The following is a 25,988-nucleotide window of genomic DNA, read 5'->3' as shown; positions in this document are numbered from 1 at the left end:
TCAGTGGGTCCGCTCCAAAATGATCTCGCCCGCCTTGCCGTTCGAGATTGTCCATTGAACGTCGACATAAGTCGTCGTCGTTTCTTCCGTTATGATCGCCGGGCCCTTGACCCTGCCCGAAATCGTGCTCCGGGGAATGATCCTGAACGGCACGCGCGCCTTGGTTTCGAACGAATAGACGTCCATGACGCGATCGTCCTTGCCGTCCGGATGCCTGGGCGCGTAGCTCAGGTCGCGGCGCGGCAGCGGTACCGTCGTGCTGGCCCGCACTGAAACCAGTTCAACGTCCTGGTTCATGGTGCCGCCGAATGTGCGCGCATACTCGGCGACAAACCGCTCGAGGATGATCTTTTCGTCCTCGCTAACCGCGCCATCCTTCACCGCCACCTCGATCGAGAGTGTGTGCTCCTGCCCCTTGTAGCGGAGATCCAGCCTTGCCGACCGCACAGCATGGTTGGCGTGGGCCGCGCTGCGCTCCGTCAGCGTTGCAAAAAGTTCGTCCAGAACGCCATTCACCTCTTCCAGAGCGCCGGGAACGAAGTCGATTACGCGGGTGCGGGCGGCTGACTGCACCATGTCGGCTCCCAAAAGACCCCAAGCCGAGAAATTCCCTGCCAGAGGCGGGATCACGACATGGTTCATTTCGAGCTCGTCTGCCAGAAGCGTACCCATCAGAGGTCCGGCACCGCCGAAAGGCACAAGGGTGATGGTGCGCGGGTCGAGACCCTGATCGAGCGAGATCTCACGCATGGCATTGGCCATCGCCGCCGAGGATATGCGCATCACCCCCGCAGCAGTCGCCTCAACATCCTGGCCGATATGAGTGCCGACCGCCTCGAGCGCTGATCTGGCTTTTTCGATATCGAGATGAATACCGGCGGCCAGATCGCCCGGCCCGAGCATTCCCAGCCAGGCTGCGGCGTCGGTCATCGCCGGTTCGGTGCCACCCTTGCCGTAGCAGGCAGGCCCCGGCACGGCGCCGGCCGACCGCGGTCCGACCCGCATGAGGCCGCCCGGATCGATGTGGGCAATCGAGCCGCCGCCAGACCCGATCGAGCGGACATCCACCCAGGGGCTCTGGATCGGCATGTTGTCGATCATGCCCTCGAACAGCACCTGGGGCTGGCCGTCGATCACCAGGGCCGTATCGAAGCTGGTTCCACCAACATCAGCGGTCACCAAAGCCTTGATGCCGAGCATCCTAGCCAGTTCACTGGCCCCCTGCGCACCGCCGACCGGACCGGACATTATGGTCTCGAACGGGCGATCCTCAGCCTCGGCAAAAGTCATCGAACCGGAGCCGGACCGGGTGATCAGCGATGTGCCCTTGAAGCCGAGTTCACGCAACCGGCCATCGAGACGGCGCAGATAGTTCGACATGCGGCCACGCACAAACGCATCGATACAGGTCGTCGAGGTGCGTTCATACTCGCGGTATTCACCCGATATCTTGTGCGATAGCGAAATGCCGCCCTCAAAACCTTCGTCGCGCAACACACGTTCGACGGCCAGTTCATGATCGGGATTTGCGTAGGCGTTGATCAGGCTGACCGCGACCGCATCGACACCTTCGGCGATCAGTTTTTTCGCGGCAACCCTTACGGTGCCCTCATCGAGGGGCCGGTACTCGGTGCCATTGCCCAGCATGCGCCCATCCACCTCAAGTCGCAGGCGTCGGGGCACCAGGGGTTCGGTCTGCTTCCAGAAAAGATTGTACATTTCGGCCCGGTCGCCGCGACGAATTTCGAGCACGTCGCGGAAGCCGGTGGTGGTGATCAGGCCCACTTTGGCGCCCCGACGCTCCAGAAGAGCGTTGAGGCCGACTGTGGTTCCGTGGAGAAAGAACTCGGCTTCCTCGATGATATCCTGAGGTACATGGCTGGTGATCGCGTGCACGACCCCCTCCTCTGGCGCGGAAGGCACTGTGGGGACCTTGCCTTCAGCCGTCTTGCCCGTCCGCTCGTCGAAATAGACGAGGTCAGTGAACGTGCCGCCAATATCGACACCAATACGCGTTGCCATTCGTTCTTTCTCCTGGAAAGTCTATTTTGCCCAATAGCGATAGTCGGGCAGCGGCGAGAACGTGAACTCGGTCACCGCATCGCTCAGCACGACGACCGGCTGGTCCTCGAAAAACAGGATCTTGGGATATTCCGACCGCCAGATTTCGGTCACCTGGTCCATGATCGCCTGACGCTCTGCCTCATCCGATGAAGCGCGCAATTGATCGACCAGTTCGTCGACTTCGGGGTTGCAATATTCGGTGAGATTGTTGGAGTTGTCGCAAATGGCGTCGTAGCCCCAATAGTAGCCGACTTCGAATACGCCCGGCCCATCGAGCCGCATCAGGGACTGGACCTGATGGCCCTGCGAGAGATCCTGGAATTCGGCGGCCGGTGCCACGCGAATGTTGAGGTTGATACCGAGGTCAGCCCATGTGCTCTGGAGCACTGTCGCCAACTGCTGCTGGGTCGCATCGCCCTCCTGGATCATCACCTCGATTTCGACAGGCGTAGCCACGCCGCTTTCGGCGATCAGTTCTCTGGCGCGATCAAGATCGAAGGGGATGGGCTGGCTCAGTTCGGCATTGTATCCGGGAAGGCTGGGGGGAATTGGGCCGTAATAAAGCGTGCCATAACCATAGGCGACACGCTCCACGATGTCCTCGTAGGGCACGGCATGGGCAACAGCCTCGCGAAACAGCGGATTATCCCAGGGCGCCTTGGTGTTCGGCAACATCATCTGCTGCACGAACGGATTGGTATAGGCAATCGCACGCGTGCCCTCGTTGCCGGCCAACGTTGTAACCGCCTGCTTGGCCAGGCCAAAGGTGATATCGGCCTGCCCTGTGCGCGCCTGCAACAGCAGGGTGGGTGCCGCCGTGATCCAGTTGACGCTGATCGCATCCGACGCCGGGGCCTCTCCCGCAAACTCGGGGTTCGCTACCATGCGCGCACTCTGATTGGCGGAGTAGGCTTCAAGCAGGAACGGGCCGGACTCGGTCACGTTAGCGGCCATGAATTCGTTGGGCTGCCCCGCGACCACGCCACCATTGGCTTCAACGACCGACGGATCGACGATCGACGCCGCGTGGGTCGCCAGATCGCCCAGCATGTTGCCGTTGGGCTTATTGAGCGTGATGGTCAGAGTGAGCGGATCGACGACCTCGATCGCATCGATGATGACCGGGTCGATGTGCCCGTCAGTCAGAAAGAAGCGCCCGCAACCGGCCATGTCGAGGACGCGCTGCAGCGAATAGCGCACTGCCTCGGCATCGACCGGCGCGCCGCCCTCGAATGTATAACCGTCCTTGAGGTGGAAGGTGTAAACCAGCCCGTCATCGCTGACCTCCCAGGACTCGGCGAGATACGGCTCCACTGTCGAATAATCGACAACGCGGGTACCCTCAGGACCTTCCGCCGTTCCGTACTGGGTAAGGCGTACATAGAAATTCTGGAGGAAGCTGATTTCCTGCAATCCGCAGGCCCAGGCTGGATCGAGCGTACTCGGCGCGACCGCACTGTTGACCACCAGCTCCGAGTTCTGTCCCAGCGCTGGCGACGCCACTATGGCGAGAGACGAAAGCAGCCCCGCGACAAGCGACAATTTTCCGATGTTTCCGATGCGCATTCGAATGTCCTTTCGATATGCGGGCGTCATTGATGACATGTGCGTATCGCTACGCTGCGCACCCTCAACGCCCCTCAAGAGTGCACCTAAAGGAAACTATATTTCCGATAGTACATGCATCTTTTGCACTGTCAATCGACCAATTCCAACTTTTTTACCAATCCAGATTTGACGAAATTACGTGCTAACAGCCTAAATTTTGGGCATGTTATGCGTATCCCCTTAAAGCACGACGTCGAATTTCGCCCTCTTGCACGTTGGTTGGAAATCAATCTATATTTCGTATCGGAAATATTCTCTACCGGAGCACCTCGTGTCCACAACCATCGCCTACGCAGAACTCGTGGGACTTCTCGAAAAAATCTTCCTGCGCCACGGGACGGACAGGGTCGTTGCGTCGATTCTGGCCGAGAACTGCGCCATGTGCGAGCGTGATGGAGCATACAGCCACGGCATCTTCCGCATGCCGGGCTACGTAGCCTCCCTGAACACAGGCTGGGTCGATGGCAGGGCCACGCCTGAAGTCGAAGATGTGGCGCCATCGTTTTGCCGGGTCGATGCCAGAAATGGCTTTGCCCAGGCCGCACTGGCGCGCGGGCGCGATCTGGCGATAAGCAAGAGCCGGCAAGCCGGCATATCTGTTCTGGCGATCCGCAACTCGCATCATTTAAGCGCACTCTGGCCCGACATCGAGCCGTTTGCCCGCGAGGGCCTGATTGCGATCAGCGCAGTCAACAGTTTTGCCTGCACCGTGCCGTTCGATGGCAAGAGCGCGGTGTTCGGCACAAACCCTTTTGCCTTTGCGGCGCCGGTCGAGAACAGCGAACCGATGGTTTTCGACCTCGCGACTTCGGCCATGGCCAATGGCGATGTGCAGATCGCGGCTCGAAAGGGGCACACCCTGCCACCCGATTCCGGGGTCGATGGGGACGGAAAGCCGACCAACGACCCCCGGGCCGTTCTGGATGGCGGTGCCCTGCTGACATTTGGCGGCTATAAGGGCTCCTCGATTTCCATGATGGTGGAATTGCTGGGCGCTGCTCTGACGGGCGGGCATTTTTCCTTTGAGTTCGACTGGTCCGGGCACCAGGGCGCGCAAACCCCGCATACTGGTCAACTGATAATCCTGATCGACCCGTCATATGGCGCCGGAGAAGCTTTCGACCGGCGAGCTCATGGATTGATCACAGCGATGCAGGCAGCGGGCGTTTCACGCCTTCCTGGCCAGAGGCGTGCGGAAATTCGTGCCCAAACGGCGCAGAACGGCATACCCATTACCGAGGAAGACCTTGCTAGTCTCAGGACATTGGCAATAGCCTAAAACTTGAACAAATAGACAGGACAGCGGCTGAGCTCATGAACAGCACCCTCCCCAAGCCATCCGAGAAAGGCGCGCAGCGTCGGCCGCAATACTCCATCGCCGAAACATTGCGCCATTTGCGACAAAGCCACGGATTTACCCTCAACGAATTGGCCCGGCGGTGTGCCCTGGCACCCTCGACGCTATCCAAGATCGAGAACGGGCAGATGTCGCCCACCTACGATACGATTCTCAGTCTGGCCGAGGGGTTGGGCGTGGACGTAGCCGATCTCTTTTCGGAGCGCCAAACCACCACTGTCAGCGGGCGGAGAACGGTAACGCGCGCCGGAGACGGCGTTCCGCTCGATACAGCGCAATACGACTACCAGATGCTGTGTACCGATCTGGCAAACAAGCAGTTCGTGCCGCTCAGGGCCAAGATCAAGGCGAACTCGGTTGCCCGATTTGAAGGCATGCTCTCCCATCCCGGTGAGGAGTTCGTTTTCGTGCTCTCGGGGGAGGTCGAACTCCACACGCAATTTTATTCACCCACTCGACTTGCGGTGGGCGATAGCTGCTATTTCGACAGCACTATGGGCCACGCGCTCATCAAGGCCTCCGAGGAGGACGCTGAGGTGCTCTGGATATGTTCGCGCGTCGTCGAACCCCTCAAGGGGTGACCTCCCAAGCCTCGCCTGCACATTCAAACCACGTCCCAAACGGAGTTGCCTAATCCATGCGTTCGTCCAAAGTCATCCATGTGGTGGGCTGTCACGCCGAAGGAGAGGTCGGTGACGTCATCGTTGGAGGATATGCTCCACCGCCCGGCGAGACGATCTGGGAGCAGGCACGCTGGATCGCCACCGACGACCGTTTGCGCAATTTCGTGCTCAACGAGCCGCGTGGGGGCGTTTTCCGACATGTCAATCTCCTGGTTCCACCCAAGGATCCGCGTGCGGCGATGGGTTGGATCATCATGGAGCCGATTCACACGCCGCCAATGTCAGGGTCAAACTCGATCTGCGTTTCAACCGTTCTCCTCGATACCGGCATTATTGAAATGACCGAACCTGAAACCCGCTTCTTTCTCGAAGCGCCGGGTGGACTGATCGAAGTCGTGGCGGCGTGCGAGAACGGCAAGGCCACATCGATCCGTGTCACGAACCACCCAAGCTTTGCGGCAAAGCTCGACGCGGTGATCGAGGTCGAAGGGGTAGGCTCTCTGCGCGTCGACACCGCCTATGGCGGCGACAGTTTTGTTCTGGTCGATGCCCAACAGTTGGGCTTTTCCCTTGTTCCCGACGAGGCGCATGATCTTGCAAGCATGGGCATGAAACTGACCCGCGCCGCCACCGAGCAGCTTGGCTTTGTTCATCCCACCAACCCCGACTGGTCCCATATTTCATTTTGTCAGTTCACCGCGCCGGTCGCAAAAATCGATGGCGTAAAGACCGGTCGCAATACGGTCGCCATCGAGCCGGGAAAACTCGATCGCTCGCCAACCGGCACGGGCTGTTCGGCGCGCATGGCCGTTCTTCATGCACGCGGAGAACTTTCAGTTGGCGAGGCGTTTCATGGCGTCTCGATTATTGGCAGCCGTTTTGCCTGCCGCATCGAACGCGAAACCACCATGGGGGGTAGCCCGGCCATTATCCCGTCTATTTCCGGGCGCGCGTGGATAACCGAAACCAAGCAACTTATGCTCGATCCGTCCGATCCATGGCCGGAGGGATATCGCATCGGCGATACCTGGCCGGCAGGAACACCGGGCTGAAGCCCGGACTCGGCAACCCGCGTCGGGGCAATTGGCGCAGGCCTTTCAAGCCGATCGCCACTCACTACAGCATTTCAGCGCTTCTTGGAATCGCTTCAATTGCTCTAAGTCCTTGTTTTGTCGCGCTTCCGAACCGGATAAGTGGTACCCACTTATCCTGGAAGCGCTCTAATTCGGTGGCGAACCTGGCTTCATGCCGCTTGTCCATCCTGCGGCCAGCCGGGCAGATGGAGATGTGCCATTTGGAACGGTAATTGCCAGTGGACCATGTCGAGCCCCGATACGGTCGGCATGCCTTGGGCGCGGGCCCGGGCAAGAAGGACCGTTTCAACCGGCTCGGTAACCACGTCGGCCACATATGTGCCGGAGGACAAAAATTGCACGTCGACCGGCAATGAGTCATTGGGCTTCATACCAAGCGGCGTTGCATTGAGTACGAGGTCGACCGGTTGAGTTGGTGGCTTTTCCGTTGAGAAATCTATGCCCGGAAACCGGGTGCCGAGTCGTGCGGTGATCGCTGCGCTCCTGTCCCGATCCGTTTCCAGGATTGTCATTGCTTCCACCCCGGCCTCACAGAGCGCCAGCGCGATCGCCGACCCTGCCCCACCGCCGCCGCCCACGACCAGCGCGCGGGCACCTGCCGGCGTAAAACCCGCCGCAATGAGGGCCGCCACCATGGCCAGACCATCGGTCATATCACCCACAAGTGTGCCATCTGCGTTGCGGCGTATGATATTGACGGCGCCGGCCATTTCGGCCCGTTCGGTGCGGATATCGACCCTGGCAAACGCCCGCTGCTTGTGGGGCATGGTCACCGAGCAGCCAATACAATTCTTCCAGCCGGCAAGGTTGGAAAAAAATTGCTCTGCCGCGTCAGGTTCGACATCGACCGGAAAAATCACCGCATCGACGCCGGACCGTGAAAAATGGGCGTTGAACGCCGGTGGCGACTTCACTTGCGCAACCGGATGTCCAACAAGGGGCAGCAAACGGGTAGTCCCGGTAATCATCATTTGCTCTTTGTGTTTCGTCGGCGTGGCGGCAGGCGATAGTGCCCGCCACCCTACCCCGCAGCGTCAGTCCTGGATCGGCCGGCCCAGAGCTTGCCCCACCATCTGGTCTGGCTCAGGATCAGCAGCACGAACGCCACGAAAAGTACGGCCGAAAGTGGGCTGGTGAAGAACTCCCCGACAAAGTGCACCGGGTCGTCGCGAACCGAGATTATGGAACGGCGATAGGACAGGTCCATCAGCGGACCCAGGATGATTCCCAGGATAATCGGCGCCACCGGAAACCCATATACCTTGAGGAAATAACCCAGGATTCCGAAGGCCATCATCCAATAGACGTCGGTAATATTGTTCTGAACGGCGAACGTTCCTACGGCGGCCAGAACCACGATCAGCGGCAAGATGATGCCCTTGGGCAGTTCCACGATCTTGGCGAACAGGCGAATGCCTGACAGGCCGAAAACCAGAAGGAAAATGTTGGCGAGGGTCAGGCTGCCCACGACGAACCAGAACAGGTGCGGCGTATCGGTCATCAGCAGCGGTCCCGGTCGCAAGCCGTGAATATAGAGCGCCCCGATAATGATCGCGGTTACCGCGTCGCCTGGAATGCCAAGCGTAAGCATGGGAATATAGGCTCCACCCACGGCAGCATTGTTTGCAGCCTCGGGTGCGACGACACCTTCCTGCGCTCCCTGCCCGAAAGGATGGGATGGCTTTTTGATGGTGCGACGCGCCTGATCGTATGCCATCAGTGCTGCGATATCCCCTCCAGTGCCCGGCAGGGCGCCGATCGTGACCCCGATCGCGGACGAGCGCAGGGAAAGCGGCAGGTATTTCCTTACAAGGGAAAAGTCCGGAAGCAGTTTGTCGACCTTCTGCCGCACGACCGCGGCATCAAGGGTACGCAATTGATAAAGAACCTCGGCGACCCCGAAAAAGCCGATCATGGCTGCCACATAGGAAATGCCGCCCATCAGGCTGAAATTGCCGAAGGTGAAGCGGGCCTGCGCGGTCATCGGATCCATCCCCACAAGGCCGATGACAACGCCCAGAGCTGCCGCAAAAATGCCTTTGGCGAGCGAGGACGAGGCCAGCGAGCCCACGAGCAGGATGCCGATCATCGCAAGCAGCATATAGTCGCGTGGGGCGAACCACAGGGCAAACCGCGAGATGAGCGGAGCCGCGACCGCAAGTGCGATGATCCCGACAAAGCCCCCGATAACCGACATGATCGTGCCCAGCCCTATGGCCAGGCCAGCCTCGCCGCGCTGAGCCATCGGGTAACCGTCCAGAGCGGTGGCAACCGCCGATGGCGCGCCGGGAATATTGAGCAGGATCGCCGTGCGCGATCCGCCATAAACCCCGCCGAGAAACACGCCCGAAATCAGGGCGAGCGCACTGTTGGTGTCCCAGCTGAAGGTGAATGAAATCAGGATGGAGGCAGCCATTGTCACCGACAAGCCCGGGATTGCACCGATATAGATGCCGGCGAAGGTGCCTGCTGCTGTCAGCAGAATAAGCCGCGGATCGGCCCAGACCATGAGGAAATAGGAAAAATTTTCCATCAGAAGAAAACTCCCCGCGGCAGGACGACCACAAAGACGTAGCGGAAGACCACATAGACCACCGCCACAACAATCGCATTGATCAAGGCAAGCATGACGAACCGCTTGCGGTAGAGAAAGCCGGTTCCCGCCAGCAGGAACAGATAGGACGATACGATGAAGCCGAGAGGCTGGAGAACGAACAGGTAGGCGACGATCATGGCAGCAAAGATGGCGATCGGAAGCGTAACCACCTCGCCCAGACTGCCCGCTCCGTCTTTTTTACGGGCGGCGCGCCGCTCCCGGAAGCTCTTTACCGCGATGAAAAGCCCTGACACGGCCATTGTTCCAGCGGCCAGCATGGGAAACACGCCGGCTGAGGACAACGACTGAATTCCCGCTATGGTCCATGCCTGCTGGAACAGGACGAGTGAGACAGCCAGCACCAGAAGCGAAAAGACGAACGCCCCTGGCATACTCACATAACTCACGATGGGCTTTGCCAGCTCCGTTTCCGACTCGGTCATTTGGTCCTCCCTGAAAAATGCCGCGCAGGATAGACCATGCGCGGCATCGATATGTAGCTGATTAAGGGCGAGGGATATCGAACTCCTCGGGCGAGCGCTCTGCGGCGCCGGCGTCGTAGAGGGCCCATGCCGTCGAGGACTGCCACTGAGCGAGGAATTCGGCCGCGCGAGCCCCCGAGATGTTCATCACGATATTGGAACGTTCCGCCATCAACCGCTGAAAGTCCGATGTGTTCGCAGCAACTTCGAAGGCTTCGGTCAGTTCCTGCTTGATGTCGTCGGGCGTATCGGCACGCACGAACACGCCGTAGAACGGTCCCCAGGGAAGCTGGGCGTCAAGCTCGGGGAATTCGTCGGTGATGGGCGGAATGCCCGGGAGGGCCGGGACTTCCTGATTGTCGAACACGGCAAGCGCCTTGACCGTGCCCGCTTCAATCAGATCGGCTGCGGCCGAAGCCCCTACCGGCATGTAGTCGATATGACCGCCCTGCAGGGCGGTAAGGCCCGGGCCTTCGCCCTCGAAAGGAACGGCGGTAACTTCATACTCGGCCACGGTCGAAAGCATGGCGCCAATGGTGAAAGGAATGCCGCCCGGTCCGGTCGACCCCATGCGGATTTCGCCGGGACGTTCCTGGGCGTCAGCGACCAGCTCGGCAAAGCTATCCCAGGGTGCGTCGGGCGCCGTCACGATAACCCCAACACCGCGGCCAAGAATGTTGACCGGATAGAAGTCGGCATAATCGAGCTCGCTCAGACCGGTGACGCCGTAGAGCTGCGGATTTTCCGCACCGTAGAGCAGAGTGTAACCGTCTGCTGGTGCGGTTGCGACATAGGTCGTCGCTATCGCGCCGGAAGCGCCAGCTCGGTTGAGCATGACGATCGAGCCACCAAGCGCCTCCTCGGCTGCCGGGGGCACGGCACGGGCCACCACGTCGGTCGCCCCACCGGCACCCCACATGATGACACCGAGCAGTTCGCGCTCGGGGAAGTCCTGGGCCGATGCTGCACCGGCCACCAGCGACATTGCAGCCGCCGTCATCAATACTTTCTTGAACATACCAATCCTCCCAAAAGAAAAGCGTGGAAGCGGCTTCAGGCCGTATCCACCGCTCACACTACGCGCCGTGGTCGACTAACACAAATATCTACTTATAACAAAGATATAACATGTTGTTATGCATGCCTCGCCGAGATTGCTCCAGTCGAGTTCACCCGCGCCTCGACCGTTTCCCACAACAGCGGTTGGAGAACGCAAAAAGGGCAGCCGCTTCCTCGGCTGCCCTTTTTGACGCGATCATTGAAGTCTGCCTATCCCAGCCATGCAGGAAAGAAGAGCACGATTGCCGGGAAAGCAACCAGCAGCGCGACGCGTACCAGTTCCACGGCAAAGAAGGGAAAAGCACCCTTGAAGGTTTCCATCATGGGAACACCCTTGGCCATCGAGTTGATGACGAAGACATTCATCCCCACCGGCGGTGTTATCAAGCCAAGCTCCACCACGATCAGCGCAAGGATACCGAACCAGATCTTTGTATCGTCAAGGCTCATGCCGAAATCGAGCTGGGCAACGACCGGCCAAAAGAACGGCATCACAAGAAGGATCATGGACAGCGAGTCCATAAGACATCCCAGGATGATAAGGGCCAGCAACAGCAGGACAAGAATCAACATCGGCGAAAGGCCCGAATTGACCATCATCTCGGCCGCAGCCTGGGGAACGCCGCCGCGCGACATGAAAATCTTGAGAAGTTCGGCCCCGAGCAGGATCACATAGATCATGCCGGCCGATTTGGCCGTTTCGAGTATGGCTTCAAAGACATCCTTGATGCCGATGAACCGCCTTGCGGCACCATAGGCAAAGACAAGAAATACGCCGATAGCGGCAGCCGGCGTCGGCGTAAAGAAGCCGGCGTAGATCCCACCGATGACCAGGCCGAAGACCACAACGACCGGAATGACCCCGATTGATGCGGCAAGGAGTTCCTTGCGATCGACCGCCTCTCCGCGCGGGCCGGAATCGGGCCTGACCGCCGTGTAGATCATGATGACGATGATAAAGAAAAGGACCGCCATCAGACCCGGCACGAGTGCCGCGGAGAACATCTTGACGATATTGGCCTCGACGATCACCGCGTAAACCACGAGGACGACCGAGGGCGGAATGAGAATGCCAAGGACGCCGCCAGCCGCGAGCGTACCAGTCGCCAGGGCCGGCGAATAATTATATCGCCGGAGTTCGGGCAGCGCCACGCGCCCCATTGTCGAGGCTGTCGCCAGCGAGGAGCCGGAAACCGCCCCAAATCCAGCGCAACTGGCAATGGCGGCCATGGCGACGCCACCGCGGAAACGTCCAAGCCAGGCGTTGGCTGCCCTGAACAATCCATGAGACAAATGCGCCTTGTTGGCGAAATGCCCCATAAGGATAAAAAGCGGAACGACTGACATGTCGTAGTTCGAAAACGTGCCGTATGCCAGCGACTTGAGCTGAGATAGCAGGATGGCCGGGCCGGACAGCACAAGAATGCCCGCTATGCCGACGCAGGCCATGGCGTAGCCTATCGGTATCCGGATCGCGATCAGCCCGACAAGTGCGACCAATCCAATTACACCGGTCAACAGTTCATGTCCCATTGTTTGCAACCTTATCCACGCGCCCGCTCACGGACTGCGCATGCGCCGCTAAAGCGCTCAATTTTCAATGATTTCTCAGTATCCACCGCAATTGACCCGGTGGCCGCGCGGGCATGACGGAAGCGGCCCTTCACGGCTCCCGCCCCGCCTTCAGGCGCCCTCGATCTCTTCGGGGATGATGCCGTACCGAGCCTGGACAATGTTCGAGAAAGCGGCCAGTGCGACCAGCGCCAGCGACACCAGAATGGGCACATAACCGTACCAGAGCGGTATCTGATGAATTGTCGTTGTTTCCCGATATTCAATCAGATCTTCGAGCCCGAAAAACATCCGCCAGAGCAGCAGCACGGCGAGGGCCAGCGCCAGTAGCGCACCGAGCGCACTGAGCGCAGCAACAGCCTTTTTAGGCATGCCCGAGGTAAAGATGTCCGCCGTTACATTCGCTCCGCTGATCTGACAGTAGGGCAGGAACATGAACATGCCGACCGCCGCGCCGATCTGAACCAATTCATAAACGCCAGGAAATGGGCGGCCGAACAGGATAATCAGCGCGATGCTGTAAACATTTATGGCGACGACACCCAGGATGAACACACCGCCAAGCAGAGCCCAGTATTTGGTGATCGTTCGAATGAAATCGACAATTTTCAATGGAATGGGTGTCGTCGTCATTTGGAGCTCCCTACTGAGCGTTCTCAGCAATGGCAGCGCGAGCGGCATCGACGATGGCCTGGGCATCGATTGACCCCTGCCCGCCGACTTCGTCGACCCAGCGGCCGATCACGGGCTCGACGGCCTCGATGAAGGCAGCGCTTTCCTCTTCGGTCAGGGTGATGTGCTCATTGCCCGCTTCGGTGGCAATGGCGATGCCCGCCTCGTCGATATCGCGCCAGATCTGGCCCACTTCGCGCAGCCAGTCTTCGCCCGAATTGTCGAGGAATATCTGTTGGATATCCTCAGGCAGCGAATTCCAGCGGTCGAGATTCATCGAGACCTGGAAGACGCTGGCACCCAGACGGCCCTTGTCGGCCAGTTCGATCTGGTAATCGGTCAAATCCTGGAGCTGCTGGGCTGGAATGATTTCCCAGGGAATGAGCCCACCGTCGACAACGCCGCGCGAAAGCGCCTGCGGAAAATCGGGCACCGGCATGGAAACCGGGTTGCCGCCCAGAGCCTCGACGACCCACGCGCTGGTGCGCGTCGGGATACGCAGATTGAGCCCCGCCACATCCGCCGGGGTATGGATCGGCGTATCAACTGTCTGGATTGCCTGTCCGGCGTGGACGTGCTGGAACAGCACCTGAACGCCCACATGTTCTTCGGCCAGATATTCATCGAACAACTCAGCGATCGCCAGATTTGTGGCAATGGGATCGTTGGTGTGGACATTGGGCAGTTCGAACACTTCAGTGCGCGGGAAGAGCCCGGGCGAATAGCCGTTCAGGGTCCAGATCATGTCGACGACGCCATCGCGCGCCTGGCGGATCAGTTCGGCCGGCGTGCCGCCGAGCGACATCGAGGGATAGATTTCAATGTCGACGCGGCCATCGGAAGCTTCTTCGATACGCTCGGCCCAGGGCTCGAGCATCTGCGTCTGCGCCGGAGCCGTCGGCCCCAGAAAGTGATGCAGGGTGAAGGTGTATTCGGCCTGCGCGAAAGCGGGGAATGTCATCGCTGTCGACGCGATCAGCGCGCTCATTCCGGCAAGAGCCGTAGCGTAACTTCTTTTCATACTGAACCTCCCAAAAGCCAATAAAATTGCGGCGTTCCCGCGGAACAACACGCTGGTCTGCAATGCCCGCCGGATAGCGGGCTGGCGGCTTTCACATAAAGGCGGGGAACTGGCGGGTAAAATGAAAAACTGTATTCACGGTATAACCTGCAAGTAATAACAGATTGAGATTCCCGCCCCTGAATAGAATTTTTCATGGGAAAATAAGGACTTTAACCGGAGCGACCCGTTGATTGTGCTCATATAGTTATGGCCCACCGTCGTCGATATAACCAAAACATCATATCTGGAATCCAAAGTTTCATTATTCATGACCTTCTTGAGCCTCTAAACATAAACCGCCAGCGCCCATGTCTAGGGCGAACGACCAGGAGGATCATCAGATGCAGAAAAGCGCACTTGTGGGGCTCGCATTCGTTCTGGGTTCCGCAGTTGCCGGTCCGGCAAATGCCCAGGATTACACGCTGTCGAGCGGAGCAATCGGCGCGGAGCAGATCGCCCGTGGCGAAGAAGCTTTCCAGAGCAATTGTTCGGGCTGTCATGGCACGGATCTGCGAAGCGTCGATTCCAATGCTCCTGACCTGCGCGGCCCATCCTTCAAGTTCAGTTGGGTCGGCTTTCCTCTCGTCGACAAATTTCATGTGATCAGCCAGACAATGCCGCCAGGAATGGGCGGCTCCCTGGGCGATCAGGCCTATGTCGACATCATGGCCTACATTCTTTCCGTGAACGGAATCGAGCCCGGCCAAGAGGGCGAATTGCCTGCTGACGAAACCGTACTGTCCGAGATCGAAATTCTGGCGTCCGAATAGTCCGGAACGGTGATCTGGGGAGGGTTGTCGATGATCCGGCGTCTACCTGTTGCTTTGGCGATTGCAGCGCTTGTCGGGGCTGACCTGTCCTCGGCCAGTGCCCAGGCGCCCTTTGTCGCCCCGGAGTTCTACAACCGAACACGCCCCGACTTCGGGCAGACCCTACCGATGTGCGTTCTGCCCGATAGCCCCACTCTGGACCTTGATCGTCGCGTCGCAGAAATTATCGCTGAAAGCCTCCTGCTCGAGCCCAAAATCGTGGTTCTCGACGTGAACATGGATGCGCTCGATCATGAAGGCATATGGCCCGATGTCCTCGTCCACCTTTCCGAAAGCTGTGTCGGCATGGTCGGGACGAAACTGATCGATGGATACCTTTATCCCGATTGGCTGATTCCGACCGCGCCATACCTCACGGCTCCCTACGTCCTGATTTCCAATGATGGCTATGGGAGTCTCGACGAATTGCCGGAAGGGGCGGCCATCGGTTCACCCATCTATACCCAGATCGACGGCCAGTTGCTCAGCTACATCGCGACCGGCGCAATGCCCGGCGCCCGGCGCCTGCCCTATGACCGGCCCGAACTCGCCGAGCAACTGCTCGAGGACGGGGCCATCGATGCCGCCATTATCTGGGCACCATACCTGTCCGGAGCGAATGCGGTCGACGGCGCGGCCTATTCGGCCATTGGTACGGTGGAGCCCCTGCGCCCCGGGACACAGTCCCTCGGCATCGCGCTCCGATCCAGCGATCAAATGCTGCGAGGCACGTTCGATCAGGTGATCGACGTTCTCGATAGCGACCCCGAGATAGGACGGCTCAAGCAAATTGCGAGGGCCGAAGACCTGTAACTCAGAAAAATGCGTCTTTCATGGAGGAGAATAATATGAAACGCAGAACCTTCCTTAAGTCGGCGGCCGCGATGGCAGCCGCGAGTTCGCTGGCGCCGGTAAGAGGGGCGTTCGCCCAGGATGCCGCGGCCTTCAAGCCGATCTGGTCGATGTTCGGGCGCCATCTGCAATGGGTGGTGACCGAAGCCGAGTCGCTTTCCGATCCTTATGGAACTGGCGTGAAAGTCGGTGAAGCCGCGCTTGAAGCCGGCTTCGACTGGGCCGATATTCCCGTGCGCAGAGGCGGCCTGGTTCCGCCCGAACTGGTGGGCGAGAACCTTGCTCCGATGATCGAGGGCATTCGCAGCACGGGCTCGGAGTGCAAGCGCATAACCGCAGCGATTACCCCTCCGACCGATCCCGAAGCCACCGGATGGTGGGAAGAGCAGCTTGTCGAACCGATCTTCCGCACTGCAGGCGAAAACGGGGTGGAATATTGCCGCGTCGGCACCACCGCCTATGAACCCGACACCTATGGCGATGAAATCATCGCCCAACTGGACGGCATGAAACTCCACATGCAGCGCCTGGCCGAACTGGGCCAGGAGACCGGTGTCAATTCAGTGTACCACACCTGGAATCGTACCCGTCAGCCCGACATTTCCACTTCGGTCTGGGATCTGGTCTACGTGCTCGAAGGACTTCCGCCCTACGTTGGTTTCAACTTCGACATCGGTCACATGTTCAAGGATGGGCCGCTCTCGAGCTGGAAGCTCAATCTGCGTTACGCCCTGCCCTACATCAAATCGATGTCGCTCATGGATGTGACCTACGACTACGATCCGCGCACGGAAAGCTGGAGCTCCGTGGTCGTAGACAGCGGCAAGGGCATGATTCCCTTCCAGGAAGTTTTCGACATTCTTCATGATGGTGGTTTCGACGGCCATTTCAGCCTGCAGGTCGAACACACCGGACAGGGTGCCAACGGCACGCTCAACATGAACACCACGTTCTGGGCCGATCATGAAGAATTCACCAATGGCAATGCGACAAGAGACGTCATGATCGGAGCCTTCGCGCGCCAGCTCCAGTTCTACAAGGAAAACGCCCCAGCCGGCCGGATCCACTCAACACCACTACCGGCCCGCGGGAAATAATTCCCGCGGACAGGATATCTTTGCTCAAAAAATGGAGGTGAGCATGAAACTGAAGACCTTGCTTGGTGTCTTCGCACTCGGAACGGCCCTGGTGACCGTTTCCCCTGCCCTGGCACAAATCGAAGACTATGTCCCGGTTAGCGCTGAAACGCTCAACAACCCCGACGCCGGCGATTGGCTCCATTGGCGCAACTCGCCCGAAGGCTGGGGGCATTCGGCGCTCGATCAGATCAACACCGACAATGTCGATGAGCTGCAGCTCGCCTGGGGTTGGGCAATGGAGCCCGGTTCCCAGCAGACCACTCCGCTCATCTATGACGGGGTCATGTACATCGCCAGCCCTGGCGGCATTGTGCACGCTCTCGACGGTGCCACGGGCGATCTGCTTTGGGAATACCGCCGCGAGATGCCTGAGGATTTCCGCCCCGGCGGCATTACCCGCGGCCTCGCGATCTTCGAGGACAAGATCTACTACGGCACTCCCGACGCTTCGCTGGTCGCTCTTGATGCCACAAGCGGTCAGGTCGTCTGGGAATCGGTCGTCGCTGATCACGAGGGCGGAAAGCGCATCACTGCCGCTCCTGTCGTTGCGGATGGCAAAGTCATAATCGGCTTCCAGGGCTGTAGCCGTTTTAGCGAAGACAAGTGTGCGGTCGTGGCGTTCGATGCCGAGACCGGCGAAGAATCCTGGCGCTTTGTGACCGTCGAGGATGCCGAAGTCGGCGAGGACAGCTGGGGCGGCACGCCCTATGTCCTGCGTGGCGGCGCAGATGTCTGGACCTCGGCGACCTATGACGTCGAGCAAAACCTGATCCTTATCGGCGTTTCTCAGCCCAAGCCCTGGGCCCGGGTCAGCCGCGGTCAGGACGGCCCCTCGCTCTATTCGAGCTCGGTCCTTGCCCTTCGCCCGGAAAACGGCGAACTGGCGTGGTATCGCCAGTACGTTCCAGGGGAAAGCACGGACGCCGACGAAGCCTTCGAGCATATGATTATCGAGATCGAGGGTGAGCGCCGCTATGTCAACATGGGCAAGCTGGCCATCCTGTGGGAAGGCAGCCTGGAAGACGGCTCGCCGCGTGCCGCCTATGATCTGGGCTGGCAGGATCTGATCGACACCGACGGAGCCGAATTTGTCGACTACCGTGAGGGCATGCTCCCGGTTCTGAACGAACCCAGCGCACGCTGTCCGAGCCTGGCCGGCTTCCGCAGCTGGCGCGCCATGTCGTTCAGCCCGGAAACCCGTGCTGTCTATGTGCCGATGAACACCAACTGCGAAGAGGGAATGATCCACACCGAGGTCGAAATGGCCGAAGGTGGCGGTGGCAACGGCACCAGCGGCAGCCAGCGCGGCATGCATCCCAACAGCCCCGACAATATGGGTCGGTTTGCGGCAGTCAATGTCGATACCGGCGAGGTGATGTGGGAACATGTCATGCGTTCTCCGGCCAACACTTCGACCATGACCACCGCCGGTGGCCTTGTGTTCGGGGGTGATTGGGACCGCAACTTCTTCGCCTTTGACGAGGAGACGGGCGAAGTCCTCTGGAAGACCCGCCTTCAGCAGGCCCCACAGGGTTATCTGGCTTCCTATGAAGTCGATGGCCGGCAATATATCGCCGTACCGGTCGGTGTCGGCGGCGCATCCTGGTCGACCAGCATGCCATCGTCTCTCTTGCCGGAAATCAGCCGGCCGAGTTCGGGCAATGCGATCATGGTCTTTGCCCTGCCGGAAACCGAGTAAGCGTATGGGGCCGGCATGGCCGGCCCCATCTTGCACCTATCCATTCTTTTGATCTGAAACACAGTTCCTGGGGAGGAGCGCTCCGGAGACCGGACTGAACCGGAGGGCGGATCTGTGTCGGATGCAATGCTTGTCCTGCCGTGAAATGGGCGGGGGAGCGGAGCTTTGTCCGATGCGTCGCCACTACGCGCTCCATAGAGGGGGCCCATGAAAATGGGCTGGAGGACAAACAATGAAACTTGCACTTACCGTCACGACGAGCCTGACGGCACTGGCCATCGCAACGTCGGCCTTTGCCAGTGACGTTACGGCCCAGACCGTCGCGCTGGACACCTGCAACGTCTTGGGCGTATCGGGGTTGACGCTGTCGTCCGATGACACCTGCCTGTCGATTTCGGGCATTGTCGAATACGCATTCGAATACGAGATCGATGGCGCGACAGGGGTTGGCACGCCGAGCTCGGAAGTCGATTGGGAGCTTCAGTTCGAAGCCATTACCCAAAGCGATATCGGCGCAGCATCGGCCGTCCTGGTGTTCACTCCGGAAGACCCGGCCGTGGTCGGCGGTCCGATCATCGTCGATGAGGCCTATGTCACGATCGGGGACACGACGGTCCTCACTGCCGGGCTGGCGCCAACCATGATGCCGCAGGTCGGACGCGATCAGTATATACTTTCCAATCTGTCCGTTTCACGACCGGGTGGTCACGTGATCCAGCTCGAGTCGCTGATTGCCGAAGGGCTGGTTGCCGGCATTGCGCTGGAAGACCTCGAAGACGATGGCACGCTTGCGGGCTTCATCGAATACGAGGGCGACTCTATCGAGGCTACAGCGGGCGGCCTCGTTTACAATATCTACGACATAATCGATCTCGGAGCGGCAGCCGAGTGGGCGCTCTATGCCGACCTGCTCATCGAATACGATACCACCGAGTTCTTCGCAGCCTTTGTCGCTGAGAATGATGAGCTGGAATTTGTATCCTCGGTCGGCGTCGAACTGGACGACCTCTTGCTCAAATCGGCTTACGGCTTTGCCTATGACTGGCCGACAAATGTGTTTGAGCACGCCTTCGGGATCGGCTTTGAGAAGGGACCGATCGATTTCGAAATCGAGTTCATAACGCTCGACTTCGCCGATCTCGGAATCAATGTCGACGTGGCTTACGAGCTTAATGCCGACATGGAGGCGGAGCTCGAACTCGCCTTCGAGGACGTGACCACCCACGCCGACATCGAAGGCACGCTGACTCTCACGACCGAGCTGACCGAAACACTCGAACTCGAGACATGGGCAGGGCTGGAATACGTCGCCGCGACCACCACCACCCTGTTCGGCGGCGGTACTGAAATCACCTACGAGCCAGGTGGCGGCTTTGAAACATCAGCTTCGCTCGAAGGGTGGTCGAACGGCGATCTCATTGTGGGCTTCTCGGCCGAAAAGGAATTCTGACCATCTGACGGAGGCGATGCCTGACGGCAGATATCGAAATGTGCCCCGGCTTCCGGCCGGGGACAAACCGGGGACCTGATCCCCATCCTGAATGGAGGAAAATATGAACGTCTTGAAACTGATTGTTCCGGCGGGACTGGCCCTGTCGGCATTGGTGGGATCTGCGCAGGCCCAAATGCCCGAGAGCTACACCACTTTCGAGAAATATGGTGTGTGCGGCAGTATCGATGACAGCTGCTATAACGACTGGACCGGCATCTCTCATGAGAACGGCGAGCCTTACAAGGTCCTGATCTATCACTATGCCGCGCCGGGCCTGGCCGCTCATGACAACCAGCTTGCCGGTGTGGCAGCCCTGACCGAACTGTTCGAGGCCCAGGGCTATGAAGTCACTTCATCGAACGATCCCGAATTTTTCGAGAATGCCCGCAATATACGCGGCAATGACGCGGTGGTCTTCTTTTCGACCACACGCGAGACGCTGACCGACCTGGGCAAGCACCAGCTCATGCTTTACGTGCGGGGCGGCGGCGGATTCGTGGGCGTTCACAACGTCATGGGCACCAGCTACAGCTGGACCTGGTTCGAGGGCCTGGTCGGTGGCCAGTTGTTCAACCACGGCCCGCGCCAAGAGGCCGAAATTGTCGTGCATTCGGAAACCGATCCGTCGGTTGCGCATCTGGAAACCGGAACGCGGTTCATCGAGGAAGAATGGTACAATGTGTATCCTGATCCTCGTCGGCTTTCCGACATCCGCGTTCTCGTTTCGGTCAACGAAGACACCATGGAAAGCCAGTCGAGCACCCATCCCGGCATGGGGGAAGGCCATCCGGTGACCTGGTGCCACTACTATGACGGTGGCCGCGCCTGGACCACTACGCTCGGTCACAGCCATGAGATACTCGAAGACGACAACTTCCTGTTGCACGTCCTGGGTGGCGTCGATGGCGTGATGGGCAAGGCCCCGTTCTGTCAGGAATAGGACCGATCGCCGGCCTTGAGGTGGAGGGCGGCCATGCCGCCCTCCCCCGCAAAAGACGCAATTTCACCCCGCCAAACGCCATGTTGACAGACCTGCAAAAGTGAGGGATACATTTATGTACTTGAAAGTACATAAATAGACCAACAAGGCAGGAGGAGGGCGTCGAACGGGCGGCAGGCAGCCAAAAGCTGCAATCGCTCCGTCGTGCCCAGGCGATTCATCAGAATGAAAAAACCGGGAGGATCGAGCGCAGAAACCACGAGCATCACACCCAGGCGGGGGCGTGGTCGAAGGAAGCATCAGCCAGATGCTGACGCGCAGACAATTTCCGCGGCAACACAGGCAGACATCCTCAAAGTCGCGGAGGAAGAGTTTGCGAGCCTGGGGTTTGAGGGCGCCAATATCGACGAGATCGCCCGGCGCACGAGCACCAGCAAGCGGATGATCTACTACTATTTCGAGAACAAGCGCGGCCTCTACAAGGCTGTAATCAAAGGGGCATATGCGTCCCTGCGCCGCGCCGGTGCCTTCGAGAACGTCAACGGGCTTTCTCCGATGGAAGCGCTCCGGAAATACGCTGAAAGCACATTTGATACCCATCTGCGCCACCCTAACCTCGTGAGGTTGTCTCTCTACGAGAACATAAATCGCGGTGAAATATTGGGAGAGCTTCGCGAAGAAATAGCTGGTTACCCGAGCAACCTCGAGCCCTTGAGAAACATACTTTCCGAGGGTCAGAAAGACGGCTCCATACGGAGCGACCTTAGATTGATGGATGTGTATCTGATCGTCGTCGGGATCAGCTTCCACACGATTTCAAATGCCCATTCGATCAAGGCGCTGTTCGGGCACGACATGCTCAGCGACATCGAGATCGAGGCAAGACGTGTCTTGGTGGGTGACACCGTGTGCCGTTACGCAACCTCTCTCACGGAGGCGGCACCCACGCTCGATCGAGGCAAGGCGTAGCCCAGCGACGCCTTGCGCAGTGAACTCCAGGTAATGCGTTTCAGGTTTTTTTCTGGGCGGCGTCTTGGGAGACGACACCCCCTTTCACAGCAAGCGGAGGATAAAATGAATATCGTAAAACTATTGGCTACATCGGTTGCGATGCTGGCCCTAGCCGGAGCAACATACGCTCAGGAAGCCGTAAGAATCGGTGTGGTTGCCGAGCTTTCCGGGGCCGGCGCGCCCTCGGGAACGAATTGGCGCGATGGCGCGCGCCTGGCGGTCGAGGAGATCAACGCCGAAGGCGGGATTCTCGGCCGAATGGTCGAGATAACCGAATACGATACGCAGACCGATCCTCAGGTGTCGCGCGCTCTGGTTCAGAAGGCCATCGACGAGGGTGCGTTTGCGATCTGGGGAACGATCTATTCCGGTTCGACCATCGTCAACATGCTTGTCGCAATGCAGAACGGTGTACCGCAATTTGTGGGTTCGGAAGCGCCGCCCATCGTCCAGCAGGGCAATCCGTATATTTTCCGCACATCGATGGGTGCCCAGAAGGGTGTTCCGGGCCTTACTCCATATTTCACCGATACGCTCGGCGTTGAAAAGGTTGGGGTTGCCTGGACCAACAACGAATTCGGCAAGGGCGGGCACGACGTCTTCATTCAGGAAATGGAGAATGTCGGGATCGAGGTCGTTGCCGATATCTCATCGGAACAGGGTCAGGCCGATTTCGCGTCCGATGTGTCTCAACTCCGAGACTCAGGGGCCGAAGCCATCTTCGTTTACATGAATCAGGAGGAATCGGCTCGCTTTCTGATCGAGGCACGCAAACAGGGAATTTCGGTTCCGCTTGTGGGCGAGGTCACGCTCAATGATCAGAAGGTCATAGAACTTGCAGGCGATGCCGCCAATGGCGCCATCGCTCACGTGGGCCTGACGACAGCCGCGCCCGAAATCGCTGCATTCGGCGAGAAATTCAACGAACGTTACGGCCGCGAGCCCATACAGGATGCGATCAAGGGTTACATCGCCGCCTGGGCCACGAAATATGTAACCGAGATGGTTGGCGAGTTCGATCAGGAAGCGTTCGTCGAGACCATGCACGGGCTCTGCCTGCCGGCCGACCAATATCCCAACATTCTGCTCGACATCTGCTGGGATGAAACCGGTGAGGTGTCCCGCCCGAGCTTCATGGTCGAAGTGCAGGATGGCAGCCCCGTGGTTATCGAGCGTCTTCCCGCCAACTGATCACCATCGTCTCATCGCGGCGGCGATGTGCCGCCGCGACACTTTAAAAGCAGATAAGCACCATGTCTCAATTCCTGCAGATAATGCTCTCCGGCCTGGCGACCGGATCGATATACGCTCTTGTCGCCATCGGATTTACACTCATCTGGCAATCGGCCCAGACCGTGAATTTCGCTCAGGGCGAGTTCGTAATGGTGCCTGCATTTCTGGTGCTGGTGGGCATGAATTTTCTTGGAATGCCCCTTTGGATCGCGATCGTATTCGCTCTTTTGGTGTCCATTGTCCTGCTCGGATATGTGTTCAAGAAGCTTGTCGTTGAACCTATCCTGCCCTCGGGGGGCATATCGCTCATAATCGCCACGATGGCCCTGGGCATATTCCTCAAGGAGAGCGTCAAGGAGTTTTACGGGGCCGAGGCCCAGCCGTTCCCCCCGCTTTTCCCAACCGATCCCATCCATATTCTGGGCGCCGTCGTTTCGCTTCAGGACATTATCAACCTCGCCATCGCGCTGGGTATTGTCGTGCTCCTGACGCTGTTTCTCAATCGCACGCGGACCGGCCGATGCATGCAGGCCGCCGCGCAAAACCCGGCCGTTGCTGAGATCCTGGGCGTCAACGTCAAGCGCATGATCCTTTATGCCTTCCTCATCAACGCGGCGCTTGCCGCCGTGGCATCGTTCCTGATTACGCCCGTCTATCTCGCGAAATTTTCCAATGGCGAAGTCCTGGGATTGATAGCCTTCATCGCGGCGATCGTGGGTGGCTTCAATCAGATCCGTGGGGCACTTGTTGGCGGGCTTTTGATCGGTGTGCTCGATAATCTGACCGCCACCTATGTGACTGCGGAATACCGCGCCGCCCTGCCGCTTGTCCTGCTGATCGGCATCATTCTCATCCGCCCGCAGGGAATAATGGGAACGCCGGAAGGGAGGGCCGTCTGATGGAGAAGCTGCGCCGTCCATTCATAATCCTCGGTCTGTTGGTCCTCGCTGCTTTGACGCCCATCGGCCAGGGCAATTACATGGTTTACGTGCTCACCTCGTGGCTCATCTTTTCGATAGCCGCCATGGGCCTTAATCTCACACTCGGTTATGCCGGTCAGATTTCCCTGGCCCAGGCCTCATTCATGGCCATCGGCGCCTACACCACGGCCCTCCTGACTCTCTCCGGCGTCCATTGGATCGTTGCCGCACCGGTCGGGATGGCGCTGTGCTTTCTGGTCGGGCTCGTCCTCGGCTACCCCGCCCTGCGGGTAAAGGGACATTTTCTGGCCTTCGTAACCCTGGCATTCAATACCCTCGTGTTTCTCGTGCTCCGCAACGAAGACTGGCTCACGGGAGGATCCTACGGCCTGGTGGGCATGCCGCGTCCGGATTTCGGACTGTTCCAGACGATGAAGCAGATCCATTTCTATTATTTTGCCCTGGGCATTACCGTGCTTGCTTCCCTTGTAATGTGGGGCATTGTCCGGTCGCCCTGGGGCCGGGCCTTCAAGGCACTTCGCGAAAATCCCGTCCGTGCCGAAAGCCTGGGCGTCGATACACGCCGCATCACACTTCTGGCCTTTGCCATCGGCTCGACCTATGCCGGGCTGGCGGGAGCGCTCGTTACCCCTCTCGTTCAGTTCATCGAGCCGGGTTCATTCGGGCTCGCCCATTCGCTGCGTATCCTGCTGATGGTCGTTGTTGGCGGATCGGGGTTCTTTTTCGGCCCGTTCGTGGGGGCGGCGGTTGTGATCCTCCTGCCCGAATTTCTGCGCTTCACCGAGGGCTACTACCTGATCATCTATTCGGGCCTTGTCATCGCAATGCTCGCCTTCGTTCCCAATGGTCTCATGGGCATCGGCACGCGCCTGGCGGGAAAAATCCGAAGGCAGCGTCCCATCGACGCCGCACTCCCTGAGGAGGGCCAGCTCAAATGAGTGCTCCAATCCTTTCGGTTCGCAACATTTCAAAGGCCTTCGGTGCCATCCGGGCTGTCAATGACGTCAGCTTCGACGTCCAGCCAGGTGAAATCCTCGGTTTGATCGGGCCAAACGGCTCGGGCAAGTCGACCCTTTTCAACTGCGTTCTGGGCCAATTGCTGCCCGATCACGGCACTGTGCATATCAACGGCAATTCCGTTTCCGGAAAGCGCGCCTGCGATCTCAACAGACAGGGTGTGGGCAGAACCTTTCAGCAGCTATCGGTCTTTCCGCAGATGACCGTGCTGGACAACATCATTCTGGCCGGACAGGAACATCATGGCACCATGCTGTCCCGACTGTTCGGCAAGCCCGATGCCGGCTTGACCGAAGCCGCCGACAACATGATTGAATTTTTCCGCCTTGGTCATCTGCGCGACGAATTGGCCGGCTCCCTCTCCTACGGGCAACAGAAGCTTCTTGACGCCGCGATGGCCTTCATGGCCGGACCCGGACTGGTTCTGCTCGATGAGCCCGCGGGCGGCGTCAACCTCACAATGCTGTCTGATCTCAAGGAACGCCTCCGAGCTTACAATTTGGAACATGGCACGACCTTTGTCGTGATCGAACACAACATGGAATTCGTCATGTCGCTCTGCTCCCGGATCATCGTGCTCGCGGAGGGCGCCGTGATCGCTGAAGGCACACCGGACGACATCCGGAACAATCAGGTGGTCATCGATGCCTATTTGGGAGCGTGAC

The 25,988-nt window shown here is 59.1% G+C and carries 23 protein-coding genes; 14 read left to right on the top strand and 9 right to left on the bottom strand.

All coding sequences use genetic code 11. The features are described from left to right. Together KKY_RS05800 and KKY_RS05795 are read right to left on the bottom strand one after the other, a co-directional pair. Positions 1–2,022 (bottom strand): hydantoinase/oxoprolinase family protein, encoded by a 2,022-nt coding sequence (locus tag KKY_RS05800; RefSeq protein WP_014130384.1) that lies wholly within the window; start codon positions 2,020–2,022, stop codon positions 1–3. Positions 2,023–2,043: 21 nt separating this feature from the next. Then, positions 2,044–3,630 carry an ABC transporter substrate-binding protein gene (locus tag KKY_RS05795; RefSeq protein ID WP_014130383.1) on the bottom strand — a complete coding sequence of 529 codons (1,587 nt, stop codon included), beginning with the start codon at positions 3,628–3,630 and terminating at the stop codon, positions 2,044–2,046. A gap of 313 nt (positions 3,631–3,943) precedes the next feature. On the opposite strand from KKY_RS05795, the gene KKY_RS05790 reads away from it, so the two are divergent. The 3 genes from KKY_RS05790 to KKY_RS05780 are packed head-to-tail and all read left to right on the top strand — an operon-like array spanning position 3,944 to position 6,704. Beyond that, positions 3,944–4,951: an Ldh family oxidoreductase gene (locus tag KKY_RS05790; RefSeq protein WP_014130382.1), complete on the top strand. Its 1,008-nt coding sequence runs from the start codon at positions 3,944–3,946 to the stop codon at positions 4,949–4,951. Positions 4,952–4,986: 35 nt separating this feature from the next. After that, on the top strand, positions 4,987–5,610 hold the full coding sequence (locus KKY_RS05785) for a helix-turn-helix domain-containing protein (protein WP_014130381.1): 624 nt from the start codon (positions 4,987–4,989) through the stop codon (positions 5,608–5,610). 56 nt (positions 5,611–5,666) lie between these two features. Next, positions 5,667–6,704: a trans-3-hydroxy-L-proline dehydratase gene (locus KKY_RS05780; RefSeq protein ID WP_014130380.1), complete on the top strand. Its 1,038-nt coding sequence runs from the start codon at positions 5,667–5,669 to the stop codon at positions 6,702–6,704. Positions 6,705–6,895: 191 nt separating this feature from the next. On the opposite strand, the gene KKY_RS05775 is transcribed toward KKY_RS05780, so the two are convergent. The 7 genes from KKY_RS05775 to KKY_RS05745 all read right to left on the bottom strand — a co-directional run bounded on the left by KKY_RS05775 (position 6,896) and on the right by KKY_RS05745 (position 14,148). Further along, complete coding sequence (locus tag KKY_RS05775) at positions 6,896–7,714, bottom strand: shikimate dehydrogenase family protein (protein WP_276324471.1); 819 nt, start codon at positions 7,712–7,714, stop codon at positions 6,896–6,898. A 53-nt stretch (positions 7,715–7,767) separates the two neighbouring features. Continuing rightward, the gene (locus tag KKY_RS05770) at positions 7,768–9,279 is read right to left on the bottom strand and encodes a tripartite tricarboxylate transporter permease (protein ID WP_014130378.1); all 1,512 of its coding nucleotides are present in this window, start codon (positions 9,277–9,279) and stop codon (positions 7,768–7,770) included. Then, positions 9,279–9,785, bottom strand: a complete 507-nt coding sequence (locus KKY_RS05765; protein ID WP_014130377.1) for a tripartite tricarboxylate transporter TctB family protein — start codon at positions 9,783–9,785, stop codon at positions 9,279–9,281. The genes KKY_RS05770 and KKY_RS05765 overlap by 1 nt, the downstream gene beginning before the upstream one ends. 61 nt (positions 9,786–9,846) lie before the next feature. Further along, positions 9,847–10,842 (bottom strand): Bug family tripartite tricarboxylate transporter substrate binding protein, encoded by a 996-nt coding sequence (locus KKY_RS05760; RefSeq protein ID WP_014130376.1) that lies wholly within the window; start codon positions 10,840–10,842, stop codon positions 9,847–9,849. Between the two features lie 251 nt (positions 10,843–11,093). Next, positions 11,094–12,416: a TRAP transporter large permease gene (locus KKY_RS05755; protein ID WP_014130375.1), complete on the bottom strand. Its 1,323-nt coding sequence runs from the start codon at positions 12,414–12,416 to the stop codon at positions 11,094–11,096. A gap of 150 nt (positions 12,417–12,566) precedes the next feature. Further along, a complete protein-coding gene (locus KKY_RS05750; RefSeq protein WP_014130374.1) occupies positions 12,567–13,088 on the bottom strand; it encodes a TRAP transporter small permease in 522 nt (173 codons plus the stop codon). Between the two features lie 10 nt (positions 13,089–13,098). Then, on the bottom strand, positions 13,099–14,148 hold the full coding sequence (locus tag KKY_RS05745; protein WP_014130373.1) for a TRAP transporter substrate-binding protein: 1,050 nt from the start codon (positions 14,146–14,148) through the stop codon (positions 13,099–13,101). Between the two features lie 383 nt (positions 14,149–14,531). On the opposite strand from KKY_RS05745, the gene KKY_RS19480 reads away from it, so the two are divergent. The 11 genes from KKY_RS19480 to KKY_RS05690 all read left to right on the top strand — a co-directional run bounded on the left by KKY_RS19480 (position 14,532) and on the right by KKY_RS05690 (position 25,987). Then, complete coding sequence (locus tag KKY_RS19480; RefSeq protein ID WP_014130372.1) at positions 14,532–14,960, top strand: cytochrome c; 429 nt, start codon at positions 14,532–14,534, stop codon at positions 14,958–14,960. A gap of 30 nt (positions 14,961–14,990) precedes the next feature. Continuing rightward, positions 14,991–15,812 (top strand): type 2 periplasmic-binding domain-containing protein, encoded by an 822-nt coding sequence (locus KKY_RS05735; protein WP_014130371.1) that lies wholly within the window; start codon positions 14,991–14,993, stop codon positions 15,810–15,812. Positions 15,813–15,847: 35 nt separating this feature from the next. Beyond that, positions 15,848–16,948, top strand: coding sequence for a sugar phosphate isomerase/epimerase family protein (locus KKY_RS05730; protein ID WP_014130370.1), 1,101 nt, complete (start codon positions 15,848–15,850; stop codon positions 16,946–16,948). 43 nt (positions 16,949–16,991) lie between these two features. Beyond that, complete coding sequence (locus KKY_RS05725; RefSeq protein ID WP_014130369.1) at positions 16,992–18,689, top strand: pyrroloquinoline quinone-dependent dehydrogenase; 1,698 nt, start codon at positions 16,992–16,994, stop codon at positions 18,687–18,689. Positions 18,690–18,921: 232 nt separating this feature from the next. After that, a complete protein-coding gene (locus tag KKY_RS05720) occupies positions 18,922–20,139 on the top strand; it encodes a hypothetical protein (RefSeq protein ID WP_014130368.1) in 1,218 nt (405 codons plus the stop codon). A 103-nt stretch (positions 20,140–20,242) separates the two neighbouring features. Next, on the top strand, positions 20,243–21,121 hold the full coding sequence (locus KKY_RS05715) for a ThuA domain-containing protein (RefSeq protein ID WP_014130367.1): 879 nt from the start codon (positions 20,243–20,245) through the stop codon (positions 21,119–21,121). A 225-nt stretch (positions 21,122–21,346) separates the two neighbouring features. Then, positions 21,347–22,090 (top strand): TetR/AcrR family transcriptional regulator, encoded by a 744-nt coding sequence (locus KKY_RS05710; protein WP_014130366.1) that lies wholly within the window; start codon positions 21,347–21,349, stop codon positions 22,088–22,090. A gap of 105 nt (positions 22,091–22,195) precedes the next feature. Further along, positions 22,196–23,323, top strand: a complete 1,128-nt coding sequence (locus KKY_RS05705) for an ABC transporter substrate-binding protein (protein ID WP_014130365.1) — start codon at positions 22,196–22,198, stop codon at positions 23,321–23,323. 62 nt (positions 23,324–23,385) lie between these two features. Beyond that, entirely contained in the window at positions 23,386–24,264 is an 879-nt protein-coding gene (locus KKY_RS05700; protein ID WP_014130364.1) for a branched-chain amino acid ABC transporter permease, read from the top strand. Further along, positions 24,264–25,244, top strand: coding sequence for a branched-chain amino acid ABC transporter permease (locus tag KKY_RS05695; protein WP_014130363.1), 981 nt, complete (start codon positions 24,264–24,266; stop codon positions 25,242–25,244). The genes KKY_RS05700 and KKY_RS05695 overlap by 1 nt, the downstream gene beginning before the upstream one ends. Continuing rightward, a complete protein-coding gene (locus KKY_RS05690; RefSeq protein ID WP_014130362.1) occupies positions 25,241–25,987 on the top strand; it encodes an ABC transporter ATP-binding protein in 747 nt (248 codons plus the stop codon). The genes KKY_RS05695 and KKY_RS05690 overlap by 4 nt, the downstream gene beginning before the upstream one ends. Position 25,988: the final 1 nt, after the last annotated feature.

The organism is Pelagibacterium halotolerans B2 (genome assembly GCF_000230555.1).
Lineage (GTDB): Bacteria > Pseudomonadota > Alphaproteobacteria > Rhizobiales > Devosiaceae > Pelagibacterium > Pelagibacterium halotolerans.
This window is presented reverse-complemented; position numbering and strand designations above follow the sequence as displayed.

What these genes read in the sequence shown, in the direction of transcription:
- KKY_RS05700 (WP_014130364.1), top strand. Translation starts at nt 23,386, where the DNA reads ATGTCTCAATTCCTGCAGATAATGCTCTCCGGCCTGGCGACCGGATCG.
- KKY_RS05705 (WP_014130365.1), top strand. Translation starts at nt 22,196, where the DNA reads ATGAATATCGTAAAACTATTGGCTACATCGGTTGCGATGCTGGCCCTA.
- KKY_RS05720 (WP_014130368.1), top strand. Translation starts at nt 18,922, where the DNA reads ATGAAACTTGCACTTACCGTCACGACGAGCCTGACGGCACTGGCCATC.
- KKY_RS05690 (WP_014130362.1), top strand. Translation starts at nt 25,241, where the DNA reads ATGAGTGCTCCAATCCTTTCGGTTCGCAACATTTCAAAGGCCTTCGGT.
- KKY_RS19480 (WP_014130372.1), top strand. Translation starts at nt 14,532, where the DNA reads ATGCAGAAAAGCGCACTTGTGGGGCTCGCATTCGTTCTGGGTTCCGCA.
- KKY_RS05760 (WP_014130376.1), bottom strand. Translation starts at nt 10,842, where the DNA reads ATGTTCAAGAAAGTATTGATGACGGCGGCTGCAATGTCGCTGGTGGCC.
- KKY_RS05795 (WP_014130383.1), bottom strand. Translation starts at nt 3,630, where the DNA reads ATGCGCATCGGAAACATCGGAAAATTGTCGCTTGTCGCGGGGCTGCTT.
- KKY_RS05695 (WP_014130363.1), top strand. Translation starts at nt 24,264, where the DNA reads ATGGAGAAGCTGCGCCGTCCATTCATAATCCTCGGTCTGTTGGTCCTC.
- KKY_RS05725 (WP_014130369.1), top strand. Translation starts at nt 16,992, where the DNA reads ATGAAACTGAAGACCTTGCTTGGTGTCTTCGCACTCGGAACGGCCCTG.
- KKY_RS05730 (WP_014130370.1), top strand. Translation starts at nt 15,848, where the DNA reads ATGAAACGCAGAACCTTCCTTAAGTCGGCGGCCGCGATGGCAGCCGCG.
- KKY_RS05775 (WP_276324471.1), bottom strand. Translation starts at nt 7,714, where the DNA reads ATGATTACCGGGACTACCCGTTTGCTGCCCCTTGTTGGACATCCGGTT.
- KKY_RS05745 (WP_014130373.1), bottom strand. Translation starts at nt 14,148, where the DNA reads ATGAAAAGAAGTTACGCTACGGCTCTTGCCGGAATGAGCGCGCTGATC.
- KKY_RS05715 (WP_014130367.1), top strand. Translation starts at nt 20,243, where the DNA reads ATGAACGTCTTGAAACTGATTGTTCCGGCGGGACTGGCCCTGTCGGCA.
- KKY_RS05755 (WP_014130375.1), bottom strand. Translation starts at nt 12,416, where the DNA reads ATGGGACATGAACTGTTGACCGGTGTAATTGGATTGGTCGCACTTGTC.
- KKY_RS05780 (WP_014130380.1), top strand. Translation starts at nt 5,667, where the DNA reads ATGCGTTCGTCCAAAGTCATCCATGTGGTGGGCTGTCACGCCGAAGGA.
- KKY_RS05710 (WP_014130366.1), top strand. Translation starts at nt 21,347, where the DNA reads ATGAAAAAACCGGGAGGATCGAGCGCAGAAACCACGAGCATCACACCC.
- KKY_RS05750 (WP_014130374.1), bottom strand. Translation starts at nt 13,088, where the DNA reads ATGACGACGACACCCATTCCATTGAAAATTGTCGATTTCATTCGAACG.
- KKY_RS05800 (WP_014130384.1), bottom strand. Translation starts at nt 2,022, where the DNA reads ATGGCAACGCGTATTGGTGTCGATATTGGCGGCACGTTCACTGACCTC.
- KKY_RS05735 (WP_014130371.1), top strand. Translation starts at nt 14,991, where the DNA reads ATGATCCGGCGTCTACCTGTTGCTTTGGCGATTGCAGCGCTTGTCGGG.
- KKY_RS05785 (WP_014130381.1), top strand. Translation starts at nt 4,987, where the DNA reads ATGAACAGCACCCTCCCCAAGCCATCCGAGAAAGGCGCGCAGCGTCGG.
- KKY_RS05770 (WP_014130378.1), bottom strand. Translation starts at nt 9,279, where the DNA reads ATGGAAAATTTTTCCTATTTCCTCATGGTCTGGGCCGATCCGCGGCTT.
- KKY_RS05765 (WP_014130377.1), bottom strand. Translation starts at nt 9,785, where the DNA reads ATGACCGAGTCGGAAACGGAGCTGGCAAAGCCCATCGTGAGTTATGTG.